This window comes from Oceanobacter sp. 1_MG-2023, assembly GCF_030689025.1.
Classification (GTDB): Bacteria; Pseudomonadota; Gammaproteobacteria; order Pseudomonadales; family Oceanobacteraceae; genus Oceanobacter.
On record NZ_JAUYWA010000015.1, the window covers coordinates 51,716 to 77,096 of the forward strand.

Consider the following 25,381-nt stretch of genomic DNA (forward strand, 5'->3'; position numbering starts at 1 on the left):
CCGAGTCCCCATGTCACTCCTTTTTGCTCCATTGCTGCGCACCTTGCCTCTGACCCTATTATTACTGGGAGGATGCCAAGCCACTTTGCCAACCATTCCGGATACACTGGATGATGAGTCGGTCAGCTATTCTGATACGCAGCAAGCCGATGCCCGAAGCCAGTTAAATAATATCAGCGCAGACTATTTTCAACAGTTGGCTGACCGTTTCCCTGAACGCGCCCGTACCCTGGGGATCGAGCCGGAAGCTGCCTGGTCATCCCTGTCAGAGATCACCCGGAATAACCACTACCAGCAATTGCAGGCGCAAAAACAACAGCTGCAACAATTGCCACTGGATGCCCTGACGGCACAAGAACAACTGATCGCCAGTACGCTGATTTACCGCATCAACCAACAACTGGACTGGCGCGAGTGCAGCAAGAGCACCATGCCATTGGGCAGTGAACACGACTGGCTGCATATCATGGAAAGCAGCCTGGCGAACGACACCCCGGTCGACAACATCCCCGGTTTTCATCGTTACCTGACCCGGCTGGAGTCCGCTGCCATCCTGCTGCAGCAATGGCAACGGCAAATCAGCGAACGCAGCCAGCACCATATCCCGATCCTGGACAGCAGCCGACAGCACACCCTCAGCCAACTCGACATCATGTTGACCGGCTACCCCTTTACCGACAGCCCGGAGCCATCGCCACTGTGGCAAGATATTCAAACCCGGCTGACACAGCTGGAGTTATACCCCGCCAGCCATGAAATACTCGAAGCCAAAGCCGCCAGCACGCTGACCAATCACCTGCTGCCGGCCTTGCGAGCACTGCGTCGTCAACTCAAAGATCTCACCACCCAGACCAGCCTGAGCTGGCAGCAATACCCCAATGGTGATGCCTGTTATCGCTTACAATTGACAGAAATGGGCAGTACCGAATCCCCGGAACTGCTGCAAGAAATAGCCAAAGCCCGTCTCTCAGACATACAGCAACAACTGATTCAGGCCTTGTCACTCGACCCGGCACAGCTGCTGGCACCTCAGCTACGCGCCTGGCTGGCATCACAACGTTCCCGACCACTCCAGCAACAAGACTCCGCCCGCCAGCGCCTGCAACAGCTGAACCAGCAACTGCCACAACAGTTTGCCTACCTGCCCAGCACAGCACTGGTCATCCAGCCCAATCAACGTCGTGGCATCCAGGCTCCCTGGTACCAGGCGCCGCAACCGGCACTGGCACAACCAGGTATTTACTGGACTCTTGCCACCAACCCGGATCACCACTGGCGCTGGCCGCTGGACCTGTATCGCAACACCCTGCCCGGCAAACACTTGCAAGTAGCCATGGCCCAGGAAAATGATCAGCTGCCCGACTTTATGCAAACACCGCTCAATAACGACTTTGAGCCAGGCTGGTTATCCCTTGCCGCCGAGCTGGCAACCGACCTGGGTGGCTATCAAAGCAGCGCCGAACACGCCTGGGTGTTACTGGATGACATGGAGCAGGAACTGAACCTGATTCTGGATATTGGGATTCATCTGTATCAGTGGCCCCAGGACCAGGCCATCGACTATTGCCAGAGCAACAGCTTTTTATCGGCACAAGACTGCCAGCAACGCCTGCAACAGATTATGGAAGCGCCCGGACAACTGGCTCGACCGGCTATCTCCCGGGCCAATTTATTGGGCCTGATCCGCTCGGCAGAATCCGAACAAGGCAGCGCCTTCAGTCCTCAACAGTTTTACAGTGACTGGCTGGCCGCCGGATTGTTACCACCGGCGCTGTATGGCCAGTGGCTAAGATTATGGATCGAGCAATAACAGGGATTAATGATCAGACGGACACGGATGATGGTGACGAAAGACCAGCCGGTTATTAACATCCCGGCTGCTTTTAACCCGTTCGTTATGATCGATCGACTGCTGCTGTTTGGCCATGCGGTCATACAGCACAACATTTACTGTCGCCGCCAGGTTCATACAGCCAACGGTAGGGATATACACCACCTCATCAGCCATATCGATCAGGGACTGATCAATCGACCCGTCCTCCGGGCCAAAAACATACAGCGCCTGATCCGGGTGAATAAACTCCGGTAATGGCGTCGCGCCAACCACCAGCTCCACACACACCAGCTTCCGCTCCTGCCCGGCCAGCTCGGCAAACGACTCAATCGCGCTTAACTCAATATGTTGGCTGACGTTCTGGGTATCCTGATGATACTTGGCCGCTCGGGCAAAACGGTTACCGGTATAATAAATCGCACTGGCGCCATAACACCCCGCGGCGCGCATCACCACACCAACATTAGAAGGACTTTTGGGATTGCACAGGGCAATGGCTGACGATCTGGAGTTGTCCAAAACAAATTCCTGAATTTGAAGGTATTCAGGCCCATCATACTAAAAATTCTTATGTAAAAATCGCCCCGGCCACGAATCCGATACCCGCCTTCCATGGCGTGGCAGCCCCTGCTTTCACGGCTGGCTCACAAGCAGCGACTCAAACCGGTAGCCAATCCACTAATCCGTTCCGGATTTTCCATCCAGACTCGCCATCTTCTCATTCAGATGATGACGCAAGCGGTGAATCGCAACAAACACCACCACCAGCACCACCGGCAAGGCCGACGCCTTCAACAGGTACGGCTCAATAGGCACGCCCAGCGCCTTGAGGCCATCCGCACCAATCCCGATCAGTGCCAGCAAGTAGTAACAGATAACCACCACGGATAGCCCTTCGACCGTTTGCTGCAAACGTAACTGCAGCTCACTGCGTTTATCCATCGACGTCAGCAAACGCTGGTTTTGCTCCTGGATCGACAAGTCCACCCGGGTACGTAACAGACTGGTGGTACGGTGAATACGGCGAGACAAGTCTTCGAGCTGATCCCGTACCGAATTACAGGTTTTGATCCCTGGAGTTAAGCGCCGTTCGAGAAATTCCCGCAAACTCTGCACGCCCTCCAGCGGCTCTTCTTTTAGCTGGTCGAGACGGTCTCGCACCAGATCGTGGTACGCCTTGGCGGCCGCAAACCGAAAATTGGTATCCGAGCGATAGCGCTCAACATCGGCAGCCAACTGCGACAACGACGTCAGCAAATCCCGGTCTTCCAGCTGGTTCTCCAACTCGGAAATATTCTGGATCAGTTGCGCCAGGCTGGTTTCCACCAAGGTCAGTTGATTACTCATTTTACGCGCCACCGGCAATGCCAGCAGCGACATCAGCCGGTAGGTTTCCAGCTCAAACAGCCGCTGCACCAAACGCCCGGTCTGATACGGATTCAAGCCTCTGTTGACGGCCACGATCCGGCCAAAACCATCACTGTGCAGCCGGAAGGCCGTCCACACCAGGGCATGACCACTGGCCACCGATGCCCCGGACACCCGCTGTCCTTCGAACCAGTCAAACATCTGCTGATCGTCAGGGGTCTCCTTGACCAGCGACAGATTCACGGCCACAACCAGCTCTCCGGGCATCGCCGCCAGCCAGTCCTTGGGAATAAACGCCAGAGCATCGGTTGCGAATGGCGTTTCGGTTGCAACAATAAAGGTGAAGTTGGCAAATTCCAGATGGCGCTCCCAGCGCAACTCAAAGCCACCAAAATCCTGATACAAACAGGAAGAATCCGGGTCCGGCGCTGGCACACTGTAACGGCGGCACAACTCCACCACATGGGCATGCAGTTCCTGGCGGTTGTCATTCAGCTTGACGGTAAAATGCGCGACCTGGCAGCTGCCCTCAATCACCGGGGAAGGACGGTTATGCAGCTCTTCATACAACACAGAGCGCATCGGATGCACATTCAACGACAGACTGGGACTGGCGATATCCGGCGCATGGGTATTACAGATCATGAGTCGACACATCCTGAGTGGTCAAAAATGAAACCAGACTACAGGGAACAACACCCTGTCGCCAAGGTGTCTATTAGGCCCAATACCAGAGAGTTATTTATATTTGAGCGGCAAGTGATCCATGACCTCGCAGCAGCGTCGTTCTGAACTTGATCCAGAACCAGCCGCTACAATAACGTTATAGCCCCGGCATAGTGATTCCCAGGCGTCAGCCAATAACGCTGGATATGCTCACCATGGATAACCCTGAAGACATTTTTGGCAGGCCGGTATTCCGTCATGCTGGAGATATGAAATGCCAGTTTTGATACATCTGCCGGCATGCCCTTTATCTCGAAGAGCAACACACTGAGGTGATTGTCCAGCTTGATGCGCCCTCGTCCCAGGCTGACGGCCAGATCACCAGAATCCGGGGCAGCCTGAGCATCAGACACCGACATATCAAACCCTTGCTTGATATAGGCAACCACACTTTCTTTGTACGCCACACTGTCGAAGTCCGCATCCGGGGCGTCCGGGTGCGTCATATGTAACGAGCGGTCGAGGTTGTATAACGGCGTCATCACTTCATAGACCCAACCCTGTGACTCGACATAGCGAACCTGGAACGTCGCCATATTCACATCGTGCGACAACACTGCAGGGGATACCACATAAACGCCCAACAGCAGACACAGTTGAAAAAGACGTAACACTCAAACCTCCTGCTTTATTGTAAAAACAGATGCCGCAAAACATGTTTCCATCCTGCGCACCTTTACTCCCCAGTGCACGTCCTACTGCACGCTCACACTGCGATCAACAAAACTGCCCATCAGGCAAGGAGGATTATTGGGTGCCTGATCCTGTAGCGCGTGATAATGGTAAACTCCGTCAGGGTATTCATTGGTTGCATGGCTATGTCCGTTACACTCATCCAGCTCGGCCACAGTAGCAGGCTCGGTATCCAGACCATCGACGGAATCCAATGCGCCATAAAGAGGAAAACCATCTTTGGCGAGGCCAGCAAATGCCGACGGGTTGTCATAATCAATATAAATATTATTGCAGCTGATATCATATAGCTCGGTGTAGTTATAATCATCCGCCGCATATACGGTATTAATGGATTGCGGGATAAAATGCCAATGATAATAACCGGAAGGATCAGGGTGACCACCACATAAATCCAGAGCCGGAATATTGCCACTTCCGGTGCCGCCCACTCCGGCTTCAGCAACGGTAACGCTGGGTGGATTGGCGGTCAGCGGTATGCCGTTAACCCCCATGCCAATACTGTCGATGGTGCCAAAATAATAAGGCTCACTTCTGAGCTCTGGTGTCACCGGAATCAAAAATGTCACTTCCAGGGAAGAATCAAAATTGGCCGACAGGCAATAACTGAAACCCGCTTCCTCACTGCCCTGGGTCAGATCACTAAAGCGGATATTGCCGTCTTCATCAACAATATCGTAGCCGTCGGCGTCCATCGCCACAGCAGCATCCACCAAAGACTGAAACCCAGGGGTGGTGGTGCCATCATAGATACCAACACCGGCTTCATCCCGAGAGGTATTGATGGAAGGCGGGCAATAAGGTCCAATCGTGCCGCTGTCTTCGGTATCACCCACGGTGTTGGCAGCAAAGGTCAGCTGGTAACAGGTTGTGGTGCTATTGTTCTCCAGCGTGCAGCTCACTTGCGTTTGCGACAATGCCGATGTATCAAACAGCGAAGCGTCAAAATAACCACTGCTGTCCGTGTTGGTCTCAGTGCTTGTTTCTGTATCTGACGTGGTGTCGGAATCGGTGGTTGAGACACTGTCGGAGCCGCCACATCCACTTATTGAATATAAGCACATTAACGCACTTCCTAACATAATAGATCGCATAACCACTCAAGCCTTTTATCATAAAATGTCAGCTTTTGTATGAGTGCTTTTACATTCAACAGTTGACACTAAAGGTTTTATATTCACCGTATCAATACGGAATAAATTAAGGACATTAAAACACTCCTCCAGAAACAAAACCGGCCAACTTAATAATAAACAACGATTACTTACAAATATCTGACAAATAGCATAACGCGCATCCAACCCCTGCCACACGATGGATGCAATCGTATGACACTCATAAAAGTTATGAAGAAACGTACAACAAAAACAGTAACGGCTGCTACTGCAGACACGCAGCAACAGCCGCCTGATGGTTATAACGACCCGGTAGCTACACGTAACTACAACCGAAAACCCCCGTCGTTATCCAGCAACTGATCCAGTGATACCGAGAGGCTACTAGCCACATCCTGTTGCCAGTGCGCCAGCCAGTCATGCAATGACGCATCACCAGGCTGGGAGTCGTCCCTTACCACCTGCTCTGCCGCGTGCAACTGATCCAGAGACAGATCGGCAAAAAAATGCTCAAGCGTCAGCTGGCGCATATCAGGCAGCCAGATCCAGCTGTCATCCTGACTCTGGGTTACCCAGCCCGCCAACTGAAAACGCTTCAGCAGCGCCGACAATTCCGCGGCCGGAATCCTGCGCAAACGGCGGCGCAATTCGTTTTCAGTCATGCCTTTTCCCCCTTGTTGTCCCTGATACAGGGTCGCCGCCAGCGCCAGCCGTTGCCGTAATGGGTCTTGCGATGAAAGCGACTCCGGATGACTGAGCGCATACGTCAGCTCCGCCCCAAACAGCAGCAACATCCAACTGAGATACGTCCACAGCAGAAACAGCGGCACCGCTGCAAACGCCCCATAAATCAGTTGATAAGACGGGAACATGCCAACGATTTTGGCAAACAGGAACTTGCCGGTTTCAAACACCGTCGCCACCACCAGGGCAGCAATCACCGCATCTCTGGGAGGCACCTTGCAGTTGGGCACCATCATATACACAAAGGTAATCGCCGCCACCGTCATCGACCAGGGCACCAGCCGGGCAAACGAAGGCACCGACGCCGTCACCTCTGTTACGCCCTCTGGCAACACACTGAGCGAGGCCAGCAAGGAACTGACTGCCTGAGCGGCACCAAACAGCAATGGCCCGAGGCTTAAGACTGTCCAGTAACGAAAAAAGCGCTGTAAGGTCGAGCGCGACACATCGACCTGCCAGATTTTATTAAACTGCTGCTCAATGGTTTGCATCAGCATCAAGGCGGTAAAAAACAGAAACACCACCCCGATCCAGGTCAACTCTCTGGCTTGCTCACTAAAACGCACCAGATAATCCGACACCAGGTCGCTACCTTCGGGCATAACATAGGCCAGCAGGTTAGTGTGTGCTTGCGTACCCAACGCCTGCAGTGAAGGAATCGCGCTGAGGATGGCGTAGGTCACAGTAATCACCGGCACCAGCGCAAACAGCGTGGTATAGGTCAGGGCAGCGGCATCGCGCCGACGCTCCATCGACTCGAACCGTTTAAGGGTTTGCCAGATCAGTCGCAGTACCCGGCGACCACGGCGGAAAGCGGTGAGCATCTAAAGCTTCCTTGTTACAATCACTACCAATTGGTTGACTATTTAAGAGTGTACACAGCATGAGTGATATACAGATTTACCACAATCCCCGTTGTTCCAAGTCGCGGGAGACCCTGAAACTGCTGCAAGACAAAGGCATAAGCCCGGTTATTGTTGAGTATTTGCAACATGCACCATCAGCGGATGATATTCGCCAACTGTTGCAATTACTCGGCTTCACCAGTGCACGAGAATTGATGCGCACCAAGGAAGTCGAATACAAGGAACAGAATCTGGCCAGCGCCGATGAAGACACTCTGATCACCGCCATGACCCAGACCCCCAAACTGATTGAACGCCCGATTGTGATCAACGGCTCCCAGGCGCGTATTGGCCGCCCACCGGAACAGGTGCTGGAGATTCTCTGATGGCCGCTGCCCCTTATGTACTGGTGCTGTACTACAGCCGCCATGGCAAAACTGCCGAGCTGGCAAATCTGATTGCACGCGGTGTAGAACAAGGCGGCATGAGTGCCCGTATTCGCACGGTACCTTCCGTATCGCCGGATACCGAAAGCTCACTGCCCGCCATTCCCGACAGCGGTGCCGTGTATTGCAGCCAGGAAGACCTGCGCCATTGTGCTGGCCTGGTCATGGGCAGTCCGACCCGGTTTGGCAATATGGCCGCGCCACTGAAGTACTTCCTCGACAGCACCAGCGGCCTGTGGCTGAGTGGCGCCCTGGCCGATAAACCCGCCGGTGTGTTTACCTCAACATCTTCATTACACGGTGGTCAGGAAAGTACCCTGCTGACCATGGCATTGCCGCTGTTACACCATGGCATGGTGTTCGCCGGTATTCCCTACCGTCATGCTGAGCTCAGTGACACCCGTTCCGGTGGTACACCTTATGGCATGAGCCACTGGGCCGGAGCCAATAACGAGCAAGCCATCAGTCCCCAGGAAAAAGCCCTTTGTCTGGCCCAGGGCAAACGGATAGCAACGCTGGCAACCGCCCTGCTCAACAGCCATGGCACAGGAGCCTGATATGAATGCATTAGCCGACACAGCCAGTCCTTTTGTGGCCAAAGCCAGGCTGGCCTACCGCTGCCTGATTGGCAGTTATATTGCCCTGTTGCTGGTATTACTGGTTTCGACTCTCAGCAATCCGCCCGCGGCGGCTGAGCCAGGCCTTTCCATGTGGTTAACCGGGTTCGGTATTGCAGTGTTCAAATCATTGCCACTGATGCTGTTCATACCCGGCCTGATCGCTCGCTCACACAAATCAGCCGCCTGGCTGGCCTATATGATTCTGTTATATTTTGTGGTGTCTATTCTGTTTCTGTTCACCCCCGGCAGCGGTACCTGGGGCTGGCTGATGGTATTTGCCTGTTTGGCGATTTTTATCAGTGCCATTCTGTTTACCCGCTGGCAGAAGCGGGTCGAAGCAGGCTTGTAAAGGGCTGGCCTGTCAGAAAAACCGTCCTACAGAAGTGCGGGCCGCCGTGCCCGCCAGCCCGACCCAGCGAGTACTCAGCCCGCTTGACACTGCCTCACTCAAACGCAACCGGGCTTTTTAAACCTTGATGCGTTTGATGCGTAAGCAGAAATATTGAGGATCAATACGGTGTTACAACCCCTGATACGGACGTGCATAGACTTTTTTACCCTCAGAACGCCTGTCCAGGCGCACTAACCCAAACAAAAACACAACACCTATAATCATGACGCCTGCCGACAAGTACAATCCGGGGTTATAACTTCCCAATGCCTCGGCAAGATAACCAGTAAACACAGGGGCGATAATTTGAGCTGCCCCATAGGCCAGTGTCATCACCCCCATAAATCGGGCAGGATTACTGGGGAAAAACTTGCCTGCCATTGTCAGCACCAGACTGACACAGGCAATAAATGTCCCGCCAAACAGCAACGCACTGAACAAGACCACAGGCAAGGTATCATTAATGGCAGGGAGAATAATGCCAACCACTTGCAGCAGATAAGCCACCAACAAGACATACAGGTAACCAATTTTTCTCGCGACTCTGTCCCAGAGCAGCGTTGCTGGCATGGCAGCCAATCCAATCAGTAAAAACGTATGGGTTCCCTGCCCCTCCAGTCCTTGTGTTCTCTCGACAATATCCACAATAAAAGTTGAACTGACCGCATAACCATAACCGGCACAAAAATAGGCAAGCATCATCAGGGTAGTAAACATCCGGCCTGGCGGATTATCTTTGGGCGGTGTGACCTCTGCTCCACCCACAAAAGGATGAGGAATCCACAACCAGGCAGGCACAGCAACCAGCGCAGCCATTACGGCCAGAGCCAACCACTGTTGTTGCCAGTTAGCCGACAGATTCAGCATCACTTCAACCAACACAGAGGTGGCAATAATACTGATACCAACCCCGGCAAAATGAATGCCTAACTCAGCACGATACTGATTTTTAACCAGCCACTTTAAAATCAAACCAGAGGCAATAATAAGGCCCCCGGAAGCGCAAACCCCGGCGATAAACCGCAAGACTGCCCAAACCATCATATCGGTTGTCATCACCATCGCTGCGGAAGTGACAACGCTTAATACCAGGTAAGCCCGGTGCAAATTGTATTTGTCGTTGAGGTTATGCAACCTGGAAGCAAGCAGCACACCAGCCATGTACCCCATAAAATTAGTGGTCGCCAGCCAGCCGCCAGCCAACTCGGTAAGACCTGCGCCATCCTGCATGATAGGCAAAAGCAGGCTGTAGGAAAAACGCGCCACACCAACCGTCACAATCAAGCTGCAGATCCCGGCCAAATAGACACGTACTCGAGTCAGCGCCATCAGCATACCAGCCACCTTGTTATTAGAAATTGTTAACAAAGGCTACTTCGAGCTGATAATCTTAAAAATTGAATTATTCAGAACAGATACTTCAATATTAGAGAACTGTATGGAAATCCTGGCACTCAAGACCTTTAAAACGGTGGTGGATGAAGGCGGCATTAAAGGCGCAGCAGATAAACTCCATACCGTGCAATCGAACATCACCAACCGTATTAAAAAATTGGAAAACGAGCTGGATACCAGGCTATTCACCTTGGCAGGCAGAAAACTGCAGCTGACACCAAGCGGACAACAGCTCTGCCAGTATGCCGATGAGATCTTGCAGCTGGAGTACCAGGCCAAGTCCGCTATTTTGCGTGACCAAGGCAGTTATGAACTAAGAATCGGTATGCCAGAAACCTTTGCGGCGGTTCATATGCCGCTGGCACTCAAGCAACTCAAACAAGATCACTCCAATATTCAGGCAAAGATTTTTACAGACACCAGCGACCGGCTCGTACAGGCCGTCTTGAACAACAAGGTAGACTGCGCCGCCATCGGCAATGCCCCCCAGCATGACAAGCTGGTAGTGATTCCGATCGTGAAAGAAGAATTGGTCAAGGTAACACCCAAAGAGAGTGATCATGACCCGGTACTCATGGTCCGAGACGAAGGCTGTGGCTACAGAAACCATGCCCTGCTATGGCAGCAACTGGCAGGGCAAGGCAGTGATGAACTGATGATCATGAGCAGTGCCGATGGCGTGCTGGGCTGTATTTCCGCAGGCCTGGGTTACACCATTATTGGCAAAAACATGGTAGTTGGCAGTCGGTATGAAAAATCCCTCACCATGACGCCGGTCACCCATGGCCCCAAGCATGTGCAGCTATCCATTGTTTATCGCAAAGGCAGCCCGTTAGAAACCGGAACATTAACCCTGGCGAATATTTTCACACGCAAGTCAATGACCAGCAGGAGATCAACCCTCAATAAGCACGTCAAATCCACCATGGATTAAACGTTTGCCATCAAAGGGCATCGGGTTATTTTCTGGATTCATTCTGGGGTCTGCCATAATGGCTGCCCATCCTGCATCCCTGACTTCCTTCGATGGCCACACAACCGTAGAAAAAACGACCGTTTCGTTTTCCTTACACTTCACAGCCATCGGGAACGAAGTCACTTCGCCATCAGGCAGCTCATCACCCCACGCTTCCCTGATCGATAAGGCACCGTGATCCTTGAATATCACCGCTGAAAATTCAGCATGCGCTATGTATTTTTCTTTATTCTCCGTCGGAACGGCAGCGACAAATCCATCGATATAAGACATATACTTTTCCTGTATTGCACGTTATTCATAAGAGTTTATATAACGAACGGATGGAAAAACCCTGTTCCAGCATCTGATTTTTCCTTCACTGTCGGCCTTGCGCGGGTTTGTTACACCTGCTGTTTATTCCTGTTTCTGTCCATTCAACTGATTGTATCGTGCCAGTTTTTATACCCGAGATACAGGCAGAATAAACAGGATTTATATAGCCGCTACCTATTAAAAACAAAGGCCATTAGATATAGAGACTATTAGAGATAAAGGCTCTTAAAGAGAGGGCTGCTGTGAAGCATATAGAGGAGATAACCCCGATAGTATCAGTCAGGGTTATCTTATTCGTCATCAAAACCGGTATGCGTTACCAGTTTATCGATCCCAAGTCTCAGTCGTCAGACGAATCATCATCCCATACGCCATCGGTATCGTCGTCAGCAATTTCCGTCATAATCGCCGCACCACACTTGGCACACTTGCCTTCGACCACGATCACGCCATCTATTTCATATTCTTGCGGCTCAACCATACCGAGGTCGGCGGCCATACACTCATTGCACCAGGTCTGGCTCAGGAAAGCATCCTGATCGTCTTTTTCACGGGCAAAAAAATCGCGTTCGATGCGTTCCATTTGTTTCTCTCTCAGATCAATCGGGCCAATGCCCGCCAATACGGTGTTGTATCGGCATTCAGCGGGCATTGTAGGGGAATTCTGCGGGAAATGAAGCGTGATTGATTGCCAAAGAGCGGCATTGGGGTACAAGGCTTGCGGCGACCGGAACAGAGACAACCGCAAAACCGGCAACAGCTATCCACACGTCAGTGAACCCTCGTTGATCCGCTTCTCTATTGGCCGCACTCGCCCACCCGCTGGAGATCAAATACCGTATTACAGCCCCACCAATTCGGGCAAAACCGTGTCAGGGTGAATATCAAACAACGAGAAACGGGAACGGCTGTCGCTGGGAGTAATCCCCACCCAACGCTTGAAAGCACGGCGGAAGTTGGTGCTGTCGTTAAAGTTCAGGTGAGCAGCAACCTGCTCATTGTTCCAGCCACACACATGCAACAGATAAAGGCTCATATGCAGCCGTGCCTGATCCTGCAATTGCTGGAAATGGCAGCCATGTTTACCCAGTTTGCGTTTCAGGGTCGCTGGGCTCATGGCCAGCCGTCCGGCCATATCGGGCAAGGTAAGTGGTTCCTGTACCCGCTCGAGCAACAACCGGTACACCTGTTCTGGCAGTGAGGATGCAGGCAGGTTTGCGAGTCCTGACTCACATTGACGCTGGGCGACCTGATACGCCGTTGCCGACCCGCGAGGCCACGGCCGGTCGAGCCAGTGCCGTTCAATTACCATGACATCGACGCCCAGATCAAACCAGAGCTGGCTGCCGAAGTTGACCTGGTACTGTTCTTCGTAATCCGGCCGTGAGTCGCTAAAGCCATAACGCCATGGCAGACGTTCACCACTCATCCAGCGGCTGAACGATGTCAATGCCGACATCGCCGCTTCAATCAGGAACCGGCGTTCGCCCATATGCCCCAGCGTCAACCAGTGCACATAACAATAACGTTCATCTGTTACCACAAACGGTGTTGCCCAGGGCGACAAGATGCGCCGGTAATGCACCAGAGCGCTCAGCGCCTCACGCAAGGAACCGGCATTGCCCAGCAAACTGCTGGCGCTGTCGTAGTGCCCGGGCCAGCAGGAAGCACCCCAACGAAACGATAATCCCGGATCTTTGCCCAGCTTGCTGGCATTACTCACCAGCAGGCCTGCCTGGGTCGCCGACATCATCACTTGCCCTTGCAGAATGTCGTCATAAAACAGCCCGGTGCCGCGCAATATCTTATGGCTGCACAGACCACCAGAGCGTAATAAATCGATCAGCAAGGCGGGCTGATAATGGGCGGCAAAAATACGCTCATCGCACTCATACCAGGAAGGGGTTGTCACATCAGGCCACCTCTCCCAGTCCGCCACTCGACTTGGCCAGAAACAACGCCTGATTTGCACGCTGAACCAAGGCTTCGGTCGTTTCCCCCTGCCAGTCTGCCAGGCCAATGCTGATGGTCTGATAGAGCGTGTCGCCACGGGTTTTGTGTTTGTAGGCAAAGTGCTGCACCGCCTGGGTCAGTTCGATGGCCAGGGTCCGGCCCTGTGCAAGACCAGTATCTGGCAGCACCACGGCAAAACGGTCGGCGGCATAGCGGCAAATCAGATCGTCCTGGCGCAAGTTCAGCAGCATCAATTCCGACAGCTCGTACAGCAGGGTGTCCCCTTCCTGATGGCCGTAGCGACGATTGACATCGGCAAAATTATCCACATCCACCATCAACAGCACCATGTTGCGGGTTGGCAACTGGGCCATCACCGCTTGCAGCTGGGCTTTGAGGTAATCCACCCGCCCCAGCTGGGTCAGCTTGTCGATAAACCGATGCTCCCGAAAACGCTGCTCGCGCTTGCGCAGCTGCTGGTTGATCGAGAGCTGCTCCTGATGCCAGTGCACCAGTCCGTAGGTTAACAATACGATTCCGACGGGCATGGCACCGGACTCGAGCCATTGATCCCAGAACTGCTCGGCGGGCAAGTGAATAAATTCGTCGAGGTTGTCCTGCCACATCGCCAGAAACATAAACCCCATCCCCAACGTCAGCAGGTCGGTTACCCGCCCTGCCGGACGACTGCCCAGAATCAGCAGCATCCAGACCGCCAGTGCCAGTGCCGCACCACCTTCACCGAGGACATCCAGCCAGTCGATCTCGGCCCACGGCTTGGCGTCCCCCATTATCAGGCTGCCCACCAGCCCCGCCAGCGCGAGGCCAAACACCAGCAACAATTTGCGCTGGTGTATTCCCAGAGTCGAGAACATCCCCAACCACCTGTCTCATTATTTGGATTGACCGACCCGGTCTGCCAGCCACTGCCAGCCGGGTCGTTAAGAGGTCGGCATTAAAGCATGTTCACCCGCACGCAGGACCTCAGGGGTCATAAAGGCTCAGTAAAAGTTGCCGTAAATTTGATGAATTTTTTATGACAGCAGCGCCCCATTGCGCTGGCACGATACAAGCCCATCACTGACAGGGGATGGCGCTCGACAGACTTGCCAGCCACAACGTCATGCCGTCTTGATGCATGGGTTAATTTGGATCATTTACATATCCAACCCGACCGCTGGCGGAAGAATTGCCACGCTGGCAAGGCGTCGCCCTGCTCTCCGTAACGAAAGTGTCACAGCTCATTCCTACCGTCGCGACGTCCTGACAAGAGAGACCCACTCCCGCTTCAAGCACAGCATTACCAAGACTGGCCACGCGGGAGCCATTATTCTAACGGAGAGCAGACGTGAAATTGTTAATCAAACCGCTGGTAGCCAGCCTTGCCCTGGCATCCGCCACTCTCGCCCACGCCGATGGTATCGTCGAAGGCCGCATTATCGATGCCGCTTCGCAAACCATTTACAAAGGTGCAGTGGTTCGGCTGGAAGAAGCCAAGCGCCAAACCCTGTCCGGCCAGTCCGGGCGCTTCCGCTTGCCGCAGATACCCGCCGGGGAATACACCCTGACCATCACCCTGGGTGACCAGACGCTGGATTCGCGCAAGATTACCGTGACTGAAAACACCGTGACCAGCACCGATGTGGTGGTCAACGATGGTGACGACATGATCGATGAAGTGCTGGTATACGGCCAATCAGCCCAAATGCAGCGCGCCCTCGATCGCCAACGTTACTCCGATCGTATTATCAGCGCAGTGAATGCCGACGCCATTGGTGAGCTGCCCGATGCCAACGCCGCCGAAGCCCTGCAACGGATTCCCGGCCTGTCGATTGAACGCGACCAGGGCGAAGGCCGTTTTGTCCGTGTCCGTGGTATGGGTTCCGACTACAACTCCGTGTCGGTTAATGGTACCCAGATCCCGGCCCCCGAAGCCGGTACCCGTTCCGTGGCTCTGGATGTGATTCCTTCCAACCTGATCAGCTCACTGGTCGTAACCAAGTCACTGACTCCCGACATGGATGCCAACTCCATCGGCGGTGCGATTGAGATTGAAAGCATCTCGGCGCTGGATCGTGAAGGGCCGTTCTACAATGCCGATCTCGAATACAGCTACGATGAACTGACCGAAAACACCAACCCCAAACTCTCGCTCGGTGGCGGTACCACCATTGCCATGGACGGTGATCGCCGCCTGGGCATCGCCGCCGCGGCCAGCTACGAAAGCCGTGACTTCGGCTCGGAAAACACCGAAACCGGTGGTGCCTGGGACGACGGTGAGCTGGAAGAAATGGAAATGCGCGACTACACCATCAACCGTGAACGGATTGGTGCGGCGCTGAACCTGGATTACGAACACGACATCAACAACGCCTTCCACTTGCGCACCCTGTATTCCAAATTCACCGATGATGAACAGCGTCAGGCACTGATTGCCGAATTCCAGGAACTGGTCATCGAAGATGGTGAAGAAGAACGCGACGGCACCTCACGCGCCTCCGGTGACAGCGGTCTGGGAGAAGTCTCCCGCGAACTGAAAGATCGTAAGGAAACCCAAACCATCAAGTCCGTCACCTTTGGTGGTGAACACTTTATCAACGACTGGACGGTCGAATATGACCTCGGTACGTCCAGCGCCAAGGAAGACGAGCCAGACTCCATGGACAGCGCGGTGTTTACTGCGGAAGTCGACAACATCGGCTTTAACGGCAGCCGCCAACCCATCCTGTTTGGCAGCGAGCTGTACGACACCAGCAACTTTGAACTCGACGAAATCGAACGGGTGCGCAGCTACTCCTCAGATGATCTGAACGTCGCCAAAATCGACATCACCCGTGACCTGATCGTTGCAGACTACCCTGCCATGGTGAAGTTTGGTGGCAAACTGAAAAACCGTAAAAAACACATGGATGTCGATATTCGCAAGTACTCAGCGGATGACATTAGCCTGTCGGATTACACCTCTGGCAGTACCGATTACAGCCTTGGTAACTTTGGCCCATCCCTGAGCAGCAGCCAGCTACGCTCACTGATGAACACACTGGCCGCCGATGCCGACACCGAAGCAGACGCCGTGGCAGAAGGCTTTGTTGATTCACTGATCGAAGACTACACCATCGAAGAAGACGTCAACGCCGCCTATGTAATGGGCCGTATTGATATGGACCAGCTGCAACTGATTGGTGGCTTGCGCCATGAGCAAACCAAACAGAAGAGCAAGGGTTACGAAGTGAATGGCGACGACAACGAAGCCAACGTCAGCCGTACACATTTCAGCAACGACTACTCTCATACGCTGCCATCCTTGCTGGCCAAACTCGACATCGCCCCGGATACCCAGGTGCGCGCTGCCTGGACCAACTCGGTTGTGCGTCCAACCTTTGAAATGATCCGCCCGAACGTTGCCATTGATGGCGACGAGCTGGAAGCCGGTAACCCGGACCTGAAACCGCTGGAATCCAGCAACCTGGATCTGGGCATCGAGCACTTTATGGGGAACGCCGGCGTTATTTCTGCATTTGCGTTCTATAAAAGCATCGATAACTTCTCCTACGAAACCGAGATCTCCGACAACGACTATTACAACAGTCTGGCGGGAGAAGACGACACCACAACCACTACCTTTGAAAATGGCCGCACTGCCACAGTCAAAGGGCTGGAACTGGCTTATTCGCAAAAATTCGCCACCCTGCCCGCACCGTTCAACGGCTTGCTGTTATCTGCCAACGTCACCTTTGTGGACTCCAAAGCCACCATTGAATCTGACGACGGCGACGAGCACCTGAGCCGCACCATCAGCCTGCCACAACAGTCGGATACCACAGGTAACCTGATGGTCGGTTACGAAAACGACACCATCAGCTTGCGCCTGGCCGCCAACTACAAGTCCGACTACCTGGATGAAGTCGGCAACCTGGAAGACAGCAGCGAAGACATCAAACAGTCAGCCCAGACTCAGGTGGACTTCAACGCCTCCTACAAGGTATCCGAGCAAATCAAGGTACGCTTCAAAGCGGCCAACCTGACCGACGAGCCTTACTATGCCTATCAGGGCAGCGAGCGCTACAACGCCCAATACGAAGACTACGGCCCAACCTACAGCCTGGGTTTGAGCTACACCAGCTTCTGATATCACGGGCTGGCACCGTCTGTGCCAGCAATAACCCCGGTGCTGTTTGACCGGGGTTATTGCCTCTGACTCCCGTACTGGCCACCAGCGGGGCATGATCCACGCGACAGAGAATTGTTATGAACGCACCCTCCAAACCGATCCACTTGTTATCAAAAGCCACAGCTGCCCTGACCCTGACGGCCCTGTCGGCCTGCTCCAGTCTCGACAACCAACCGGAAACTCCAACCGCGGCCAGCGCGACATCCCAGCTTGCGGTTGCCCAATCTCCTCTCAGTGGCGAACATCTGCTGATATTACCGGGACAGCACCAGTTCAGTATCGGTCCAAGCAGCCCGGCACAACTGATCAACACCCAGACCGGCAACACCGAATGGCAGGCTGACTGGGCCGGTGAATTACTCGATGCCCGCGAAAGCAGCAACAACGGCCAGGCGCAGATCCAGATCATCAGCCTCGACCAGCAAAACCAGTTACACCTGCTGACACTGACCGAGGCCGATCACCGCTGGACGCTGCAGCAAGACGCCGTCAGCACTCCGATTCAACAACCACTGGAAGGCCTGTGCCTGTATGCCCCGGACAGCGCTCACCCAACCGACCTGCAAGTATTCCTGCTGGGGGAAGATGCCAGCGCCCGGCAACAGCTGCTGAACCCAGCGTCTGACGACCGCAACACATCACTAAACATGACGTTGCTGCGCCAGTTCGCCACTGCTCCTGGTGCCCAATACTGTGTCACCGATGACCAACGCGATACGCTTTATATCAGCGAAGAAAGTGTCGGCCTCTGGCGTATGAACGCCCGGGCCGAAAGTGACCCTATCCGCGAGATGATTGACCTGACCTCACCGTTTGGCCATATTCGCGGCGAATCCGGTGCCCTGACACTGAGCCAGGGCAGCCTCTGGCTGGCCGAAGCCGAAAGTTACCGTCTGCATCAGTACCAGCTGGATAACGGTCAATACCTCGGCAGCACCCTGCTGCAGGAACAGCTTGCCATCGACACCTTGCTGAGCGTCTCCAACGCCACCCAGGCCGGCGCTCTGGACAAGCACAGCGACGCCCTGATCAGCCTGACCCTGCCGTCGATCGCCGCCACCCGCCACGACAACATGATTGCCACCGTACCGGCCAATGGCGAAACCCAGCCCGTCCTGACCGCCGGAGATGCCGCCGACGACCCGGCCATCTGGGTCAATCCCAACCAGCCAGATGCCAGCCGGGTACTCGGCACCAATAAAAAACGGGGCCTGTACGTATACGACCTCGATGGCAACGAACTGCAAGAACTGCTGGTCGACCGGGTCAATAACGTCGACCTGCGCCAGGGTTTCCAGTACCGCAACCAGCCAATGGATATTGCCGCCGCCAGCCAGCGAGATCGCCACGCCATCGCCCTGTTCCGTATTGAGCCGCAAACCGGTGTCGTCCACAGCGCCGGAGAAGTCGTCACCACTCTGGATGAAGTGTATGGCCTGTGCATGTACCGCAATCAGCAACAGCAGGTATTTGTATTTATCAACGACCAGGACGGCCGTTATCAGCAGTACCGTATTCTGGACAGCGATAGCGGCTGGCAAAGCCAGTTGGTGCGGGAATTTGCCGTCGCCAGCCAGCCAGAAGGCTGCGCCGCCGATGACCGGGCCCAGCGCCTGTTTGTTGGAGAAGAAAACCAGGCCGTCTGGACCTTGTCTGCCGAGCCGGATGCCAGTACCGAGATGCACCAGGTGGCTGGCATCAGCGACCTGCTCCATGCCGATATTGAAGGCATGGATATTTACCAGACTGCCAGCGACAACTATTTGCTGGTATCCAGCCAGGGCAACGACAGCTATGTACTGTTCAGCGCCAACCCGCCGTATGCCTATATCGGCCGCTTCCGGGTTGGCCTTAACCCAGACAAAGGCATTGATGGCGCTTCTGAAACCGACGGCCTTGCCGTTAGCTCCGCCTTTTTGGGAGCACAATACCCACAAGGAATGCTGGTGGTACAGGATGGCCGCAACCTGATGCCTGAGCAAAACCAGAACTTCAAATACGTTGACTGGCGCGAGATCAAAAACCTGCTTGAACTCCCGTAAGGACCGTAGAGAGGGCCCCTGGAGGCCGAGGGATTGTAGCGACCCCAGGACAGCCACGGAGGGCGTCCCCACAATCTGGACGTTGGGTTTGACCGTAGGGACCGGCTCCGTCCGTGTCCCTTGGCCGATTCCGTCATGATGATCGGCTTAAAGAAAATCAACAGACAAACAAACCCCTACAATAAACCCCTAATACCCACATTATTAATAATGATATAACGCATTGCTCACACGACACGTATATCCGTAAGTATTTGTAACAGCAACAAATCAAAAGGCCAAAAAAGAACCATTAAAATCCTGAAAATACAGGGACCTTGTCATTCACATTACTATTAAAACCATCAATAAAAGAAAAAAACCAATAAATTCAATTACATTCAAGAAAGTCACGATTTTTTTTGATTTATGCTGATTTAATTCCTATACTTTTTACATAATTTATCTACTTTCTCTCACGCCTGTCCGCACGGTACCCTTCATGGAAAAAAATATTTCCAATACTGCAATGGAGAACGAATACACAGTAAAGACGTTTGGCTTGAGTTCATATGAACAGGGAATAATACACAAACAGTTACAATTACTGCGTTGCAGAACCAAGAAACCTTGGCTGTATCAAGGAGAAGGCCTGGATGCTCATCTGGTACTGGCCAGGAAACCAATAGATATTTGTCCATGGGGAATATTAGCCGTAATGGCCAATGAACATGTCATTTCTGACAGTTACGATTATTTACATTGCGACTGGCCACTGCGAATTATTGGATTACTGGATTTACTACATAACGCAGAAGATAAATTGCATAACAGGCCATTAGGTACTAGCACCCGGCAAGATTGGTTAAATACCCATGCAAGCCATAGCGGCCAAGAGAATGTGTTAGCCGATACCTTGCCCTCTCCCACGCTGATATCCGAGCAACTGGACAATCGTATCCAGCAACTCGCCAAGCACCAGTATTTCGAATTACAAATCCAGCAACACCAAGCCATCGTTGCCCGAGACGATAACAACCGTACGACGATTTACTCTGATAGTCATTCAAGCGGATTATTAGAAGCGCTGCTTGAACCACAAATGCCTTTTACCATCACCCAAACCCAGGCTGCTCCGGATAATGCCAGCCCACTTTCTGGCAAACACTCTTATCCCGTTGAACAGTTCCTGTGGGAGCTGGCCTGGAAAGAACCGATAGAAGACATAGGCAGCTGGGATAACAACACGGTCTTTCGTATCAAGCAATGGCCTCGTCTCGGCCAGTGGTACACAGAGCCAGCCATGTTTCAGTTGTCGGCTCTCTACGGCAAGAAATTCGCCTCGTTAAAAAGTGGCGAACAGCTCAGTGGCTTGCCCAGCAATCAGGTAGCTGCTTTTTTGCGAGCCTGTACCGTCGCCCGGTTGGGAGTTGTCAGCAAAGAAACCTCGCCAGCAGCAGAACCCCCACAACAGATTCCAGCACCGGTTTCCCCGAAACGGTCTTCCAACCTACTGGGAAGTCTGCGTAAAAGACTTGGATTGGCTTTTAATTTATGACCAAAGAAAACAAGATTATTTTTATTGGCCCAATGGGGGCCGGTAAAAGCACAGCCATCAGTACGATCAGTGACGAAGCGCCCGTTGCAACAGAAGCAAGAAACTCCAATACCGCACAGGTCAATAAAGCAACCACAACCGTGGCGATGGATTATGGGCGCATTCTTCTCGATAACAACGACAGCGTCCATTTATATGGTATTCCAGGTCAGCAGCATTTCAGTTTTATATGGCCGATTGTTGCCAAAGGGGCACTTGGCGCTATTTTATTACTCGATTGCAGCCAATCAAACTGGAAACAGCAACTATTGGTTTTTTTACAAGCCTTCGAATCAATGGCTCACTCCGGACGCATTGCTATCGCGCTAAACAGAAGTCTGTTCACTGATACCGAAGAATGCTTTGACATATTGTCGGAAGAGAATATTTTTGCCCCTGTATTTAATGCCGACCCCCGTAATCGCGATGATGTTTTATTGCTTCTCCAGGCCTTGATTGCCAACGCAGAATCAGAGGATTTCCTTGATGAATAACCCGATAGATCCATTGAAGTCCAACACCTTGATGGCTCGTTGTCACGAATCTTTGCTTGCGACCACGCAGCAATCAGACAACTTGAGTTATATGATTTTGTCGACATCCGATGGATACGTCATATCTCATACCGTACCTTTTGATACGACAGCAGACCCAAAACGCTTGGCAGCAATGGCGGCTTCGTTTGCCGGTATTGGTTCCAGTCTGGCCGCAGAAACCCAGCTGGAAGAAGTGGAAGGTAATATTATCGAAAGCAAAAACGGATTTGTGGGCTGCCACCTGATCCGAACCGACACCATGGATGCCGTTTTACTCGGTGTTTTTAACCAACATACAACTCATGGTCTCGCTCTATGGATGCTTAAAAAAGCATCGGGAGATATCCGGGAAATCATGACCATTTTCAGCTCATAAATCAGAGAAATACAACATGAATAGCATTGAAACCAAACTGTCCCCACTAATGTCTGTTAACGGCGCTCTTGCAGCGGCTCTGGTCGACTACAACAGCGGAATGATGCTCGGCTCAATCGGTACAGGTCTGGACCTGGAGATTGCTGCAGCAGGAAATACCGAAGTTGTCCGTGCCAAGCTCAAAACCATTGAAATGCTGCAACTGAATCAGGATATCGATGACATCCTGATCACTCTGACCAGCCAATATCACCTGATTCGCCCAATGGACGCCGACCGCGGTCTGTTTATTTATTACGTACTGGATTCCACCAAAGCCAACCTGGCACTGGGCCGTCGTGCCCTGCAGTCGCTGGAAGGCACTATCTCTCTTTAATCGCTCACCAGTCTGCCAAGGTGGCAGAGCCACAGTCGAGAGTTGTCCACCGGCTGTTTGCCAGCCACAAAAAAGCCGCACAAGATACGCGGCTTTTTTGTGGCTTGTGAACCGATCAGGCGTGTCAGTTACCTTGCGGTTTCATATGCGGAAACAAAATCACATCTTTAATGGTGTGTGAGTTGGTAAACAGCATCACCAGACGGTCAATACCAATACCTTCACCGGCGGTTGGCGGCATACCGTATTCCAGCGCATTGATATAATCGGCATCGTAGTGCATCGCTTCATCATCACCAGCGTCTTTTTCTTCAACCTGTTTACGGAAACGTGCCGCCTGATCTTCAGCGTCATTCAGCTCCGAAAAGCCGTTGGCCAGTTCACGCCCGCCAACAAAAAATTCAAAGCGGTCGGTCACAAACGGGTTGGTATCGTTACGGCGTGCCAGCGGTGACACTTCCCACGGGTATTCGGTAATAAAGGTCGGCTGATCCAGCTTCTCTTCTGCCGTTTCTTCAAAGATCTCACAGATGTATTTACCGGCACCCCAGGCAGCCTGCTTGGGTGAGTCCTTGATACCAACCTGCTGGGCGTATTGCTTCAGCGTGTCGATATTGGCTTCTGCATTATCCAGCACCTCGGCGTCCATCTCCGGGTTGTACTTCAGAATCGCTTCAACCATGGTCATACGCTGGAATGGCGCGGCAAAATCGTAGGTCGATTCACCGTATTCAATGGTGGTATTCCCCAGCACGGTTTCAGCAATAAACTTCAACATGGCTTCGGTAATATCCATCAGATCGCGATAATCGGCATAAGCCTGATAGAACTCGATCATGGTGAATTCAGGGTTGTGCCGGGTGCTGGTGCCTTCGTTACGGAAGTTACGGTTGATTTCGAATACCTTGTCGAAGCCGCCCACAACCAGTCGTTTCAGATACAGCTCTGGCGCAATCCGCAGGAACATATCAATGCCCATGGCATTGTGATGGGTCTCGAATGGCTTGGCTGTGGCTCCACCCGGAATGCTTTGCAGCATCGGGGTCTCGACTTCCATAAAGCCGCGTTGCGACAGGAAGTAACGGATACCTTCAATGATTCTGGAACGCACCAGAAAGGTGTTACGAGTCTCTTCGTTGATAATCAGGTCGACGTAACGCTGACGGTATTTCATCTCCTGATCACCCAGTCCGTGGAACTTGTCGGGCAATGGGCGCAGGGATTTGGTCAGAATACGCAATTCGTTGATGTCGTCGATCTCAACATACAGGTCGCCCTTGCCGGACTTCTGCAAGGTGCCGGAAACTCCGACAATATCGCCGATATCCAGTAACGGCCAGATCTCGCTTTCTTTCTGTTTGGGCTTGGCCAGATAAAACTGGATGGCGCCGCTGCTGTCCTGAATGCCAACAAAAGGGCCGCCACGACGCATCACACGACCAGCCACCACGACCGGGTGCTTCTCTTCCGCCAGCGTTGCCTTGTCCTTGTCGCCGTGTTCCGCCTTCAGGTCACCGGCCAGGTGTTTACGTCTGAAGTCGTTTGGATGGCCATTAGCAGCACTGCCTTCCCGCAACTGCTCCAGTTTGGCGCGACGTTCGGCAATCAGTTTGTTTTCTTCCTGGGCGGTTTGAGTCTGTTCGGTCGTCATTGTCTAACCTGAATATAAATAAGTTGGGCGCCAGACGTCGGGCATCGGACGCGTTATGTTTGTCGCTGGACATCGGGCGCGTGGCGCTTGTGATCGACTACCGGCCGGTAGTCGATCGCCGACGTCAGGCATCCAGCCGTTCACCATTAAAGCCCTTTTTTCAGGCTCGCTTCAATAAACTGATCCAGGCCGCCATCCAACACTGCTTGCGTGTTGCGGGTCTCGACGCCAGTACGCAGATCCTTGATACGTGAGTCATCCAGCACATAGGAACGGATCTGGCTGCCCCAGCCGATATCAGACTTGGAGTCTTCCAGAATCTGGGCTTCGGCGTTCCGTTTCTGCAGCTCAAACTCGTACAACTTGGCCTTTAACTGCTTCATCGCCTGGTCTTTGTTCTTGTGCTGCGACCGGTCGTTCTGACACTGGGTCACAATATTGGTCGGCAAGTGAGTAATACGCACCGCCGATTCCGTCCGGTTGACGTGCTGACCACCGGCACCCGAGGCACGGTACACGTCGATACGCAGATCGGCCGGATTGATTTCAATATCGATATTGTCGTCCACTTCTGGCGACACAAACACAGAAGAGAACGACGTATGCCGACGGTTGCCGGAGTCAAACGGGCTTTTGCGTACCAGACGGTGTACACCGGTTTCGGTACGTAACCAGCCGTAGGCGTATTCGCCTTCTACCCGGATGGTTGCGCCCTTGATACCGGCCACTTCACCATCGGAGACTTCCATCAATTCGCCCTTGAAACCATGGGCTTCAATCCAGCGCAGATACATCCGCAACATCATGTTGGCCCAATCCTGGGCTTCTGTACCGCCAGAACCGGACTGGATTTCGACGTAGGCGTTGTTGGCATCCAGCTCACCGGAGAACATCCGACGGAATTCCAGCGCCTCCAGCTGTTGTTGCAGATCAGCCAGTTCCGACTCGACTTCGGCCACGGCTTCTTCGTCGTCTTCTTCGACGGCCATATCCAGCAAGTCTTTCAGATCTGCCAGGCCACCATCCAGATTGTCGATGGTCTTGACCACGGCTTCCAGAGCCGAGCGCTCCTTACCCAGATCCTGGGCGCGGGCGGCGTCATTCCAGACGTCTGGCTGGGCCAGCTCTTGCTCTACTTCTTCCAGACGCTCGGTCTTGTTGGCATAGTCAAAGATACCCCCTAAGCACGTCGGTGCGCGCCTTGAGGTCTTTGATGGTTTCGATGATTGGAT

Annotated in this window: 23 protein-coding genes; 11 read left to right on the forward strand and 12 right to left on the reverse strand. The window is 53.2% G+C overall.

All coding sequences use genetic code 11. The features are described from left to right. Positions 1-10 precede the first annotated feature (10 nt). On the forward strand, positions 11-1,810 hold the full coding sequence (locus Q8W22_RS11085) for a DUF885 family protein (RefSeq protein ID WP_305452391.1): 1,800 nt from the start codon (positions 11-13) through the stop codon (positions 1,808-1,810). A 6-nt stretch (positions 1,811-1,816) separates the two neighbouring features. Here Q8W22_RS11085 and Q8W22_RS11090 read toward each other — a convergent pair whose 3' ends face one another. From Q8W22_RS11090 to Q8W22_RS11110, 5 genes are all read right to left on the reverse strand, one after another. After that, complete coding sequence (locus Q8W22_RS11090) at positions 1,817-2,353, reverse strand: RNA methyltransferase (RefSeq protein ID WP_305415521.1); 537 nt, start codon at positions 2,351-2,353, stop codon at positions 1,817-1,819. Positions 2,354-2,512: 159 nt separating this feature from the next. Further along, positions 2,513-3,847 (reverse strand): DUF3422 family protein, encoded by a 1,335-nt coding sequence (locus Q8W22_RS11095; protein ID WP_305452392.1) that lies wholly within the window; start codon positions 3,845-3,847, stop codon positions 2,513-2,515. Between the two features lie 167 nt (positions 3,848-4,014). Then, on the reverse strand, positions 4,015-4,542 hold the full coding sequence (locus Q8W22_RS11100; protein WP_305452393.1) for a hypothetical protein: 528 nt from the start codon (positions 4,540-4,542) through the stop codon (positions 4,015-4,017). Positions 4,543-4,623: 81 nt separating this feature from the next. After that, the gene (locus Q8W22_RS11105; RefSeq protein ID WP_303434093.1) at positions 4,624-5,685 is read right to left on the reverse strand and encodes a YHYH protein; all 1,062 of its coding nucleotides are present in this window, start codon (positions 5,683-5,685) and stop codon (positions 4,624-4,626) included. Between the two features lie 377 nt (positions 5,686-6,062). Then, complete coding sequence (locus Q8W22_RS11110) at positions 6,063-7,304, reverse strand: YihY family inner membrane protein (RefSeq protein ID WP_305452394.1); 1,242 nt, start codon at positions 7,302-7,304, stop codon at positions 6,063-6,065. A 59-nt stretch (positions 7,305-7,363) separates the two neighbouring features. Here Q8W22_RS11110 and arsC point away from each other — a divergent pair, with 59 nt between their 5' ends. From arsC to Q8W22_RS11125, 3 genes are read left to right on the forward strand one after another with little or no spacing between them, the layout of a single operon-like run. Beyond that, positions 7,364-7,711, forward strand: a complete 348-nt coding sequence (arsC, locus tag Q8W22_RS11115; RefSeq protein ID WP_305452395.1) for an arsenate reductase (glutaredoxin) — start codon at positions 7,364-7,366, stop codon at positions 7,709-7,711. Further along, on the forward strand, positions 7,711-8,328 hold the full coding sequence (gene wrbA / locus Q8W22_RS11120; RefSeq protein ID WP_305415526.1) for an NAD(P)H:quinone oxidoreductase: 618 nt from the start codon (positions 7,711-7,713) through the stop codon (positions 8,326-8,328). Before arsC ends, wrbA begins: the two co-directional genes overlap by 1 nt. Position 8,329: 1 nt before the next feature. Beyond that, positions 8,330-8,740, forward strand: a complete 411-nt coding sequence (locus Q8W22_RS11125; protein ID WP_303434097.1) for a DUF2069 domain-containing protein — start codon at positions 8,330-8,332, stop codon at positions 8,738-8,740. Between the two features lie 171 nt (positions 8,741-8,911). Here Q8W22_RS11125 and Q8W22_RS11130 read toward each other — a convergent pair whose 3' ends face one another. Further along, on the reverse strand, positions 8,912-10,117 hold the full coding sequence (locus tag Q8W22_RS11130) for a YbfB/YjiJ family MFS transporter (RefSeq protein ID WP_305452396.1): 1,206 nt from the start codon (positions 10,115-10,117) through the stop codon (positions 8,912-8,914). A 103-nt stretch (positions 10,118-10,220) separates the two neighbouring features. Between Q8W22_RS11130 and Q8W22_RS11135 the strand changes: the two genes are divergently transcribed. Then, on the forward strand, positions 10,221-11,111 hold the full coding sequence (locus Q8W22_RS11135) for a LysR family transcriptional regulator (RefSeq protein ID WP_305452397.1): 891 nt from the start codon (positions 10,221-10,223) through the stop codon (positions 11,109-11,111). On the opposite strand, the gene Q8W22_RS11140 is transcribed toward Q8W22_RS11135, so the two are convergent. From Q8W22_RS11140 to Q8W22_RS11155, 4 genes are all read right to left on the reverse strand, one after another. Further along, positions 11,073-11,426 carry a DUF1428 domain-containing protein gene (locus Q8W22_RS11140; RefSeq protein WP_303434100.1) on the reverse strand — a complete coding sequence of 118 codons (354 nt, stop codon included), beginning with the start codon at positions 11,424-11,426 and terminating at the stop codon, positions 11,073-11,075. The genes Q8W22_RS11135 and Q8W22_RS11140 overlap by 39 nt on opposite strands. Positions 11,427-11,808: 382 nt before the next feature. Next, a complete protein-coding gene (locus Q8W22_RS11145) occupies positions 11,809-12,051 on the reverse strand; it encodes a hypothetical protein (protein WP_303434101.1) in 243 nt (80 codons plus the stop codon). A 258-nt stretch (positions 12,052-12,309) separates the two neighbouring features. Continuing rightward, positions 12,310-13,380, reverse strand: coding sequence for an AraC family transcriptional regulator (locus Q8W22_RS11150; RefSeq protein ID WP_303434102.1), 1,071 nt, complete (start codon positions 13,378-13,380; stop codon positions 12,310-12,312). Position 13,381: 1 nt separating this feature from the next. Continuing rightward, on the reverse strand, positions 13,382-14,296 hold the full coding sequence (locus Q8W22_RS11155; protein WP_303434103.1) for a GGDEF domain-containing protein: 915 nt from the start codon (positions 14,294-14,296) through the stop codon (positions 13,382-13,384). A gap of 473 nt (positions 14,297-14,769) precedes the next feature. On the opposite strand from Q8W22_RS11155, the gene Q8W22_RS11160 reads away from it, so the two are divergent. From Q8W22_RS11160 to Q8W22_RS11185, 6 genes are all read left to right on the forward strand, one after another. Further along, a complete protein-coding gene (locus Q8W22_RS11160) occupies positions 14,770-17,550 on the forward strand; it encodes a TonB-dependent receptor (protein WP_305452398.1) in 2,781 nt (926 codons plus the stop codon). 119 nt (positions 17,551-17,669) lie between these two features. Beyond that, complete coding sequence (locus tag Q8W22_RS11165; protein WP_305452399.1) at positions 17,670-19,634, forward strand: phytase; 1,965 nt, start codon at positions 17,670-17,672, stop codon at positions 19,632-19,634. A 481-nt stretch (positions 19,635-20,115) separates the two neighbouring features. Continuing rightward, a complete protein-coding gene (locus Q8W22_RS11170) occupies positions 20,116-21,171 on the forward strand; it encodes a hypothetical protein (protein WP_303434106.1) in 1,056 nt (351 codons plus the stop codon). Further along, complete coding sequence (locus Q8W22_RS11175; protein ID WP_303434107.1) at positions 21,168-21,704, forward strand: ATP/GTP-binding protein; 537 nt, start codon at positions 21,168-21,170, stop codon at positions 21,702-21,704. Before Q8W22_RS11170 ends, Q8W22_RS11175 begins: the two co-directional genes overlap by 4 nt. Beyond that, a complete protein-coding gene (locus Q8W22_RS11180) occupies positions 21,697-22,122 on the forward strand; it encodes a roadblock/LC7 domain-containing protein (protein ID WP_305415531.1) in 426 nt (141 codons plus the stop codon). Before Q8W22_RS11175 ends, Q8W22_RS11180 begins: the two co-directional genes overlap by 8 nt. Before the next feature lie 16 nt (positions 22,123-22,138). Next, complete coding sequence (locus Q8W22_RS11185; RefSeq protein ID WP_303434109.1) at positions 22,139-22,498, forward strand: hypothetical protein; 360 nt, start codon at positions 22,139-22,141, stop codon at positions 22,496-22,498. A gap of 124 nt (positions 22,499-22,622) precedes the next feature. Here Q8W22_RS11185 and lysS read toward each other — a convergent pair whose 3' ends face one another. Next, positions 22,623-24,149 carry a lysine--tRNA ligase gene (gene lysS / locus Q8W22_RS11190; protein ID WP_305415532.1) on the reverse strand — a complete coding sequence of 509 codons (1,527 nt, stop codon included), beginning with the start codon at positions 24,147-24,149 and terminating at the stop codon, positions 22,623-22,625. Between the two features lie 146 nt (positions 24,150-24,295). After that, positions 24,296-25,381, reverse strand: a complete 1,086-nt coding sequence (gene prfB / locus Q8W22_RS11195; RefSeq protein WP_368501393.1) for a peptide chain release factor 2 — start codon at positions 25,379-25,381, stop codon at positions 24,296-24,298.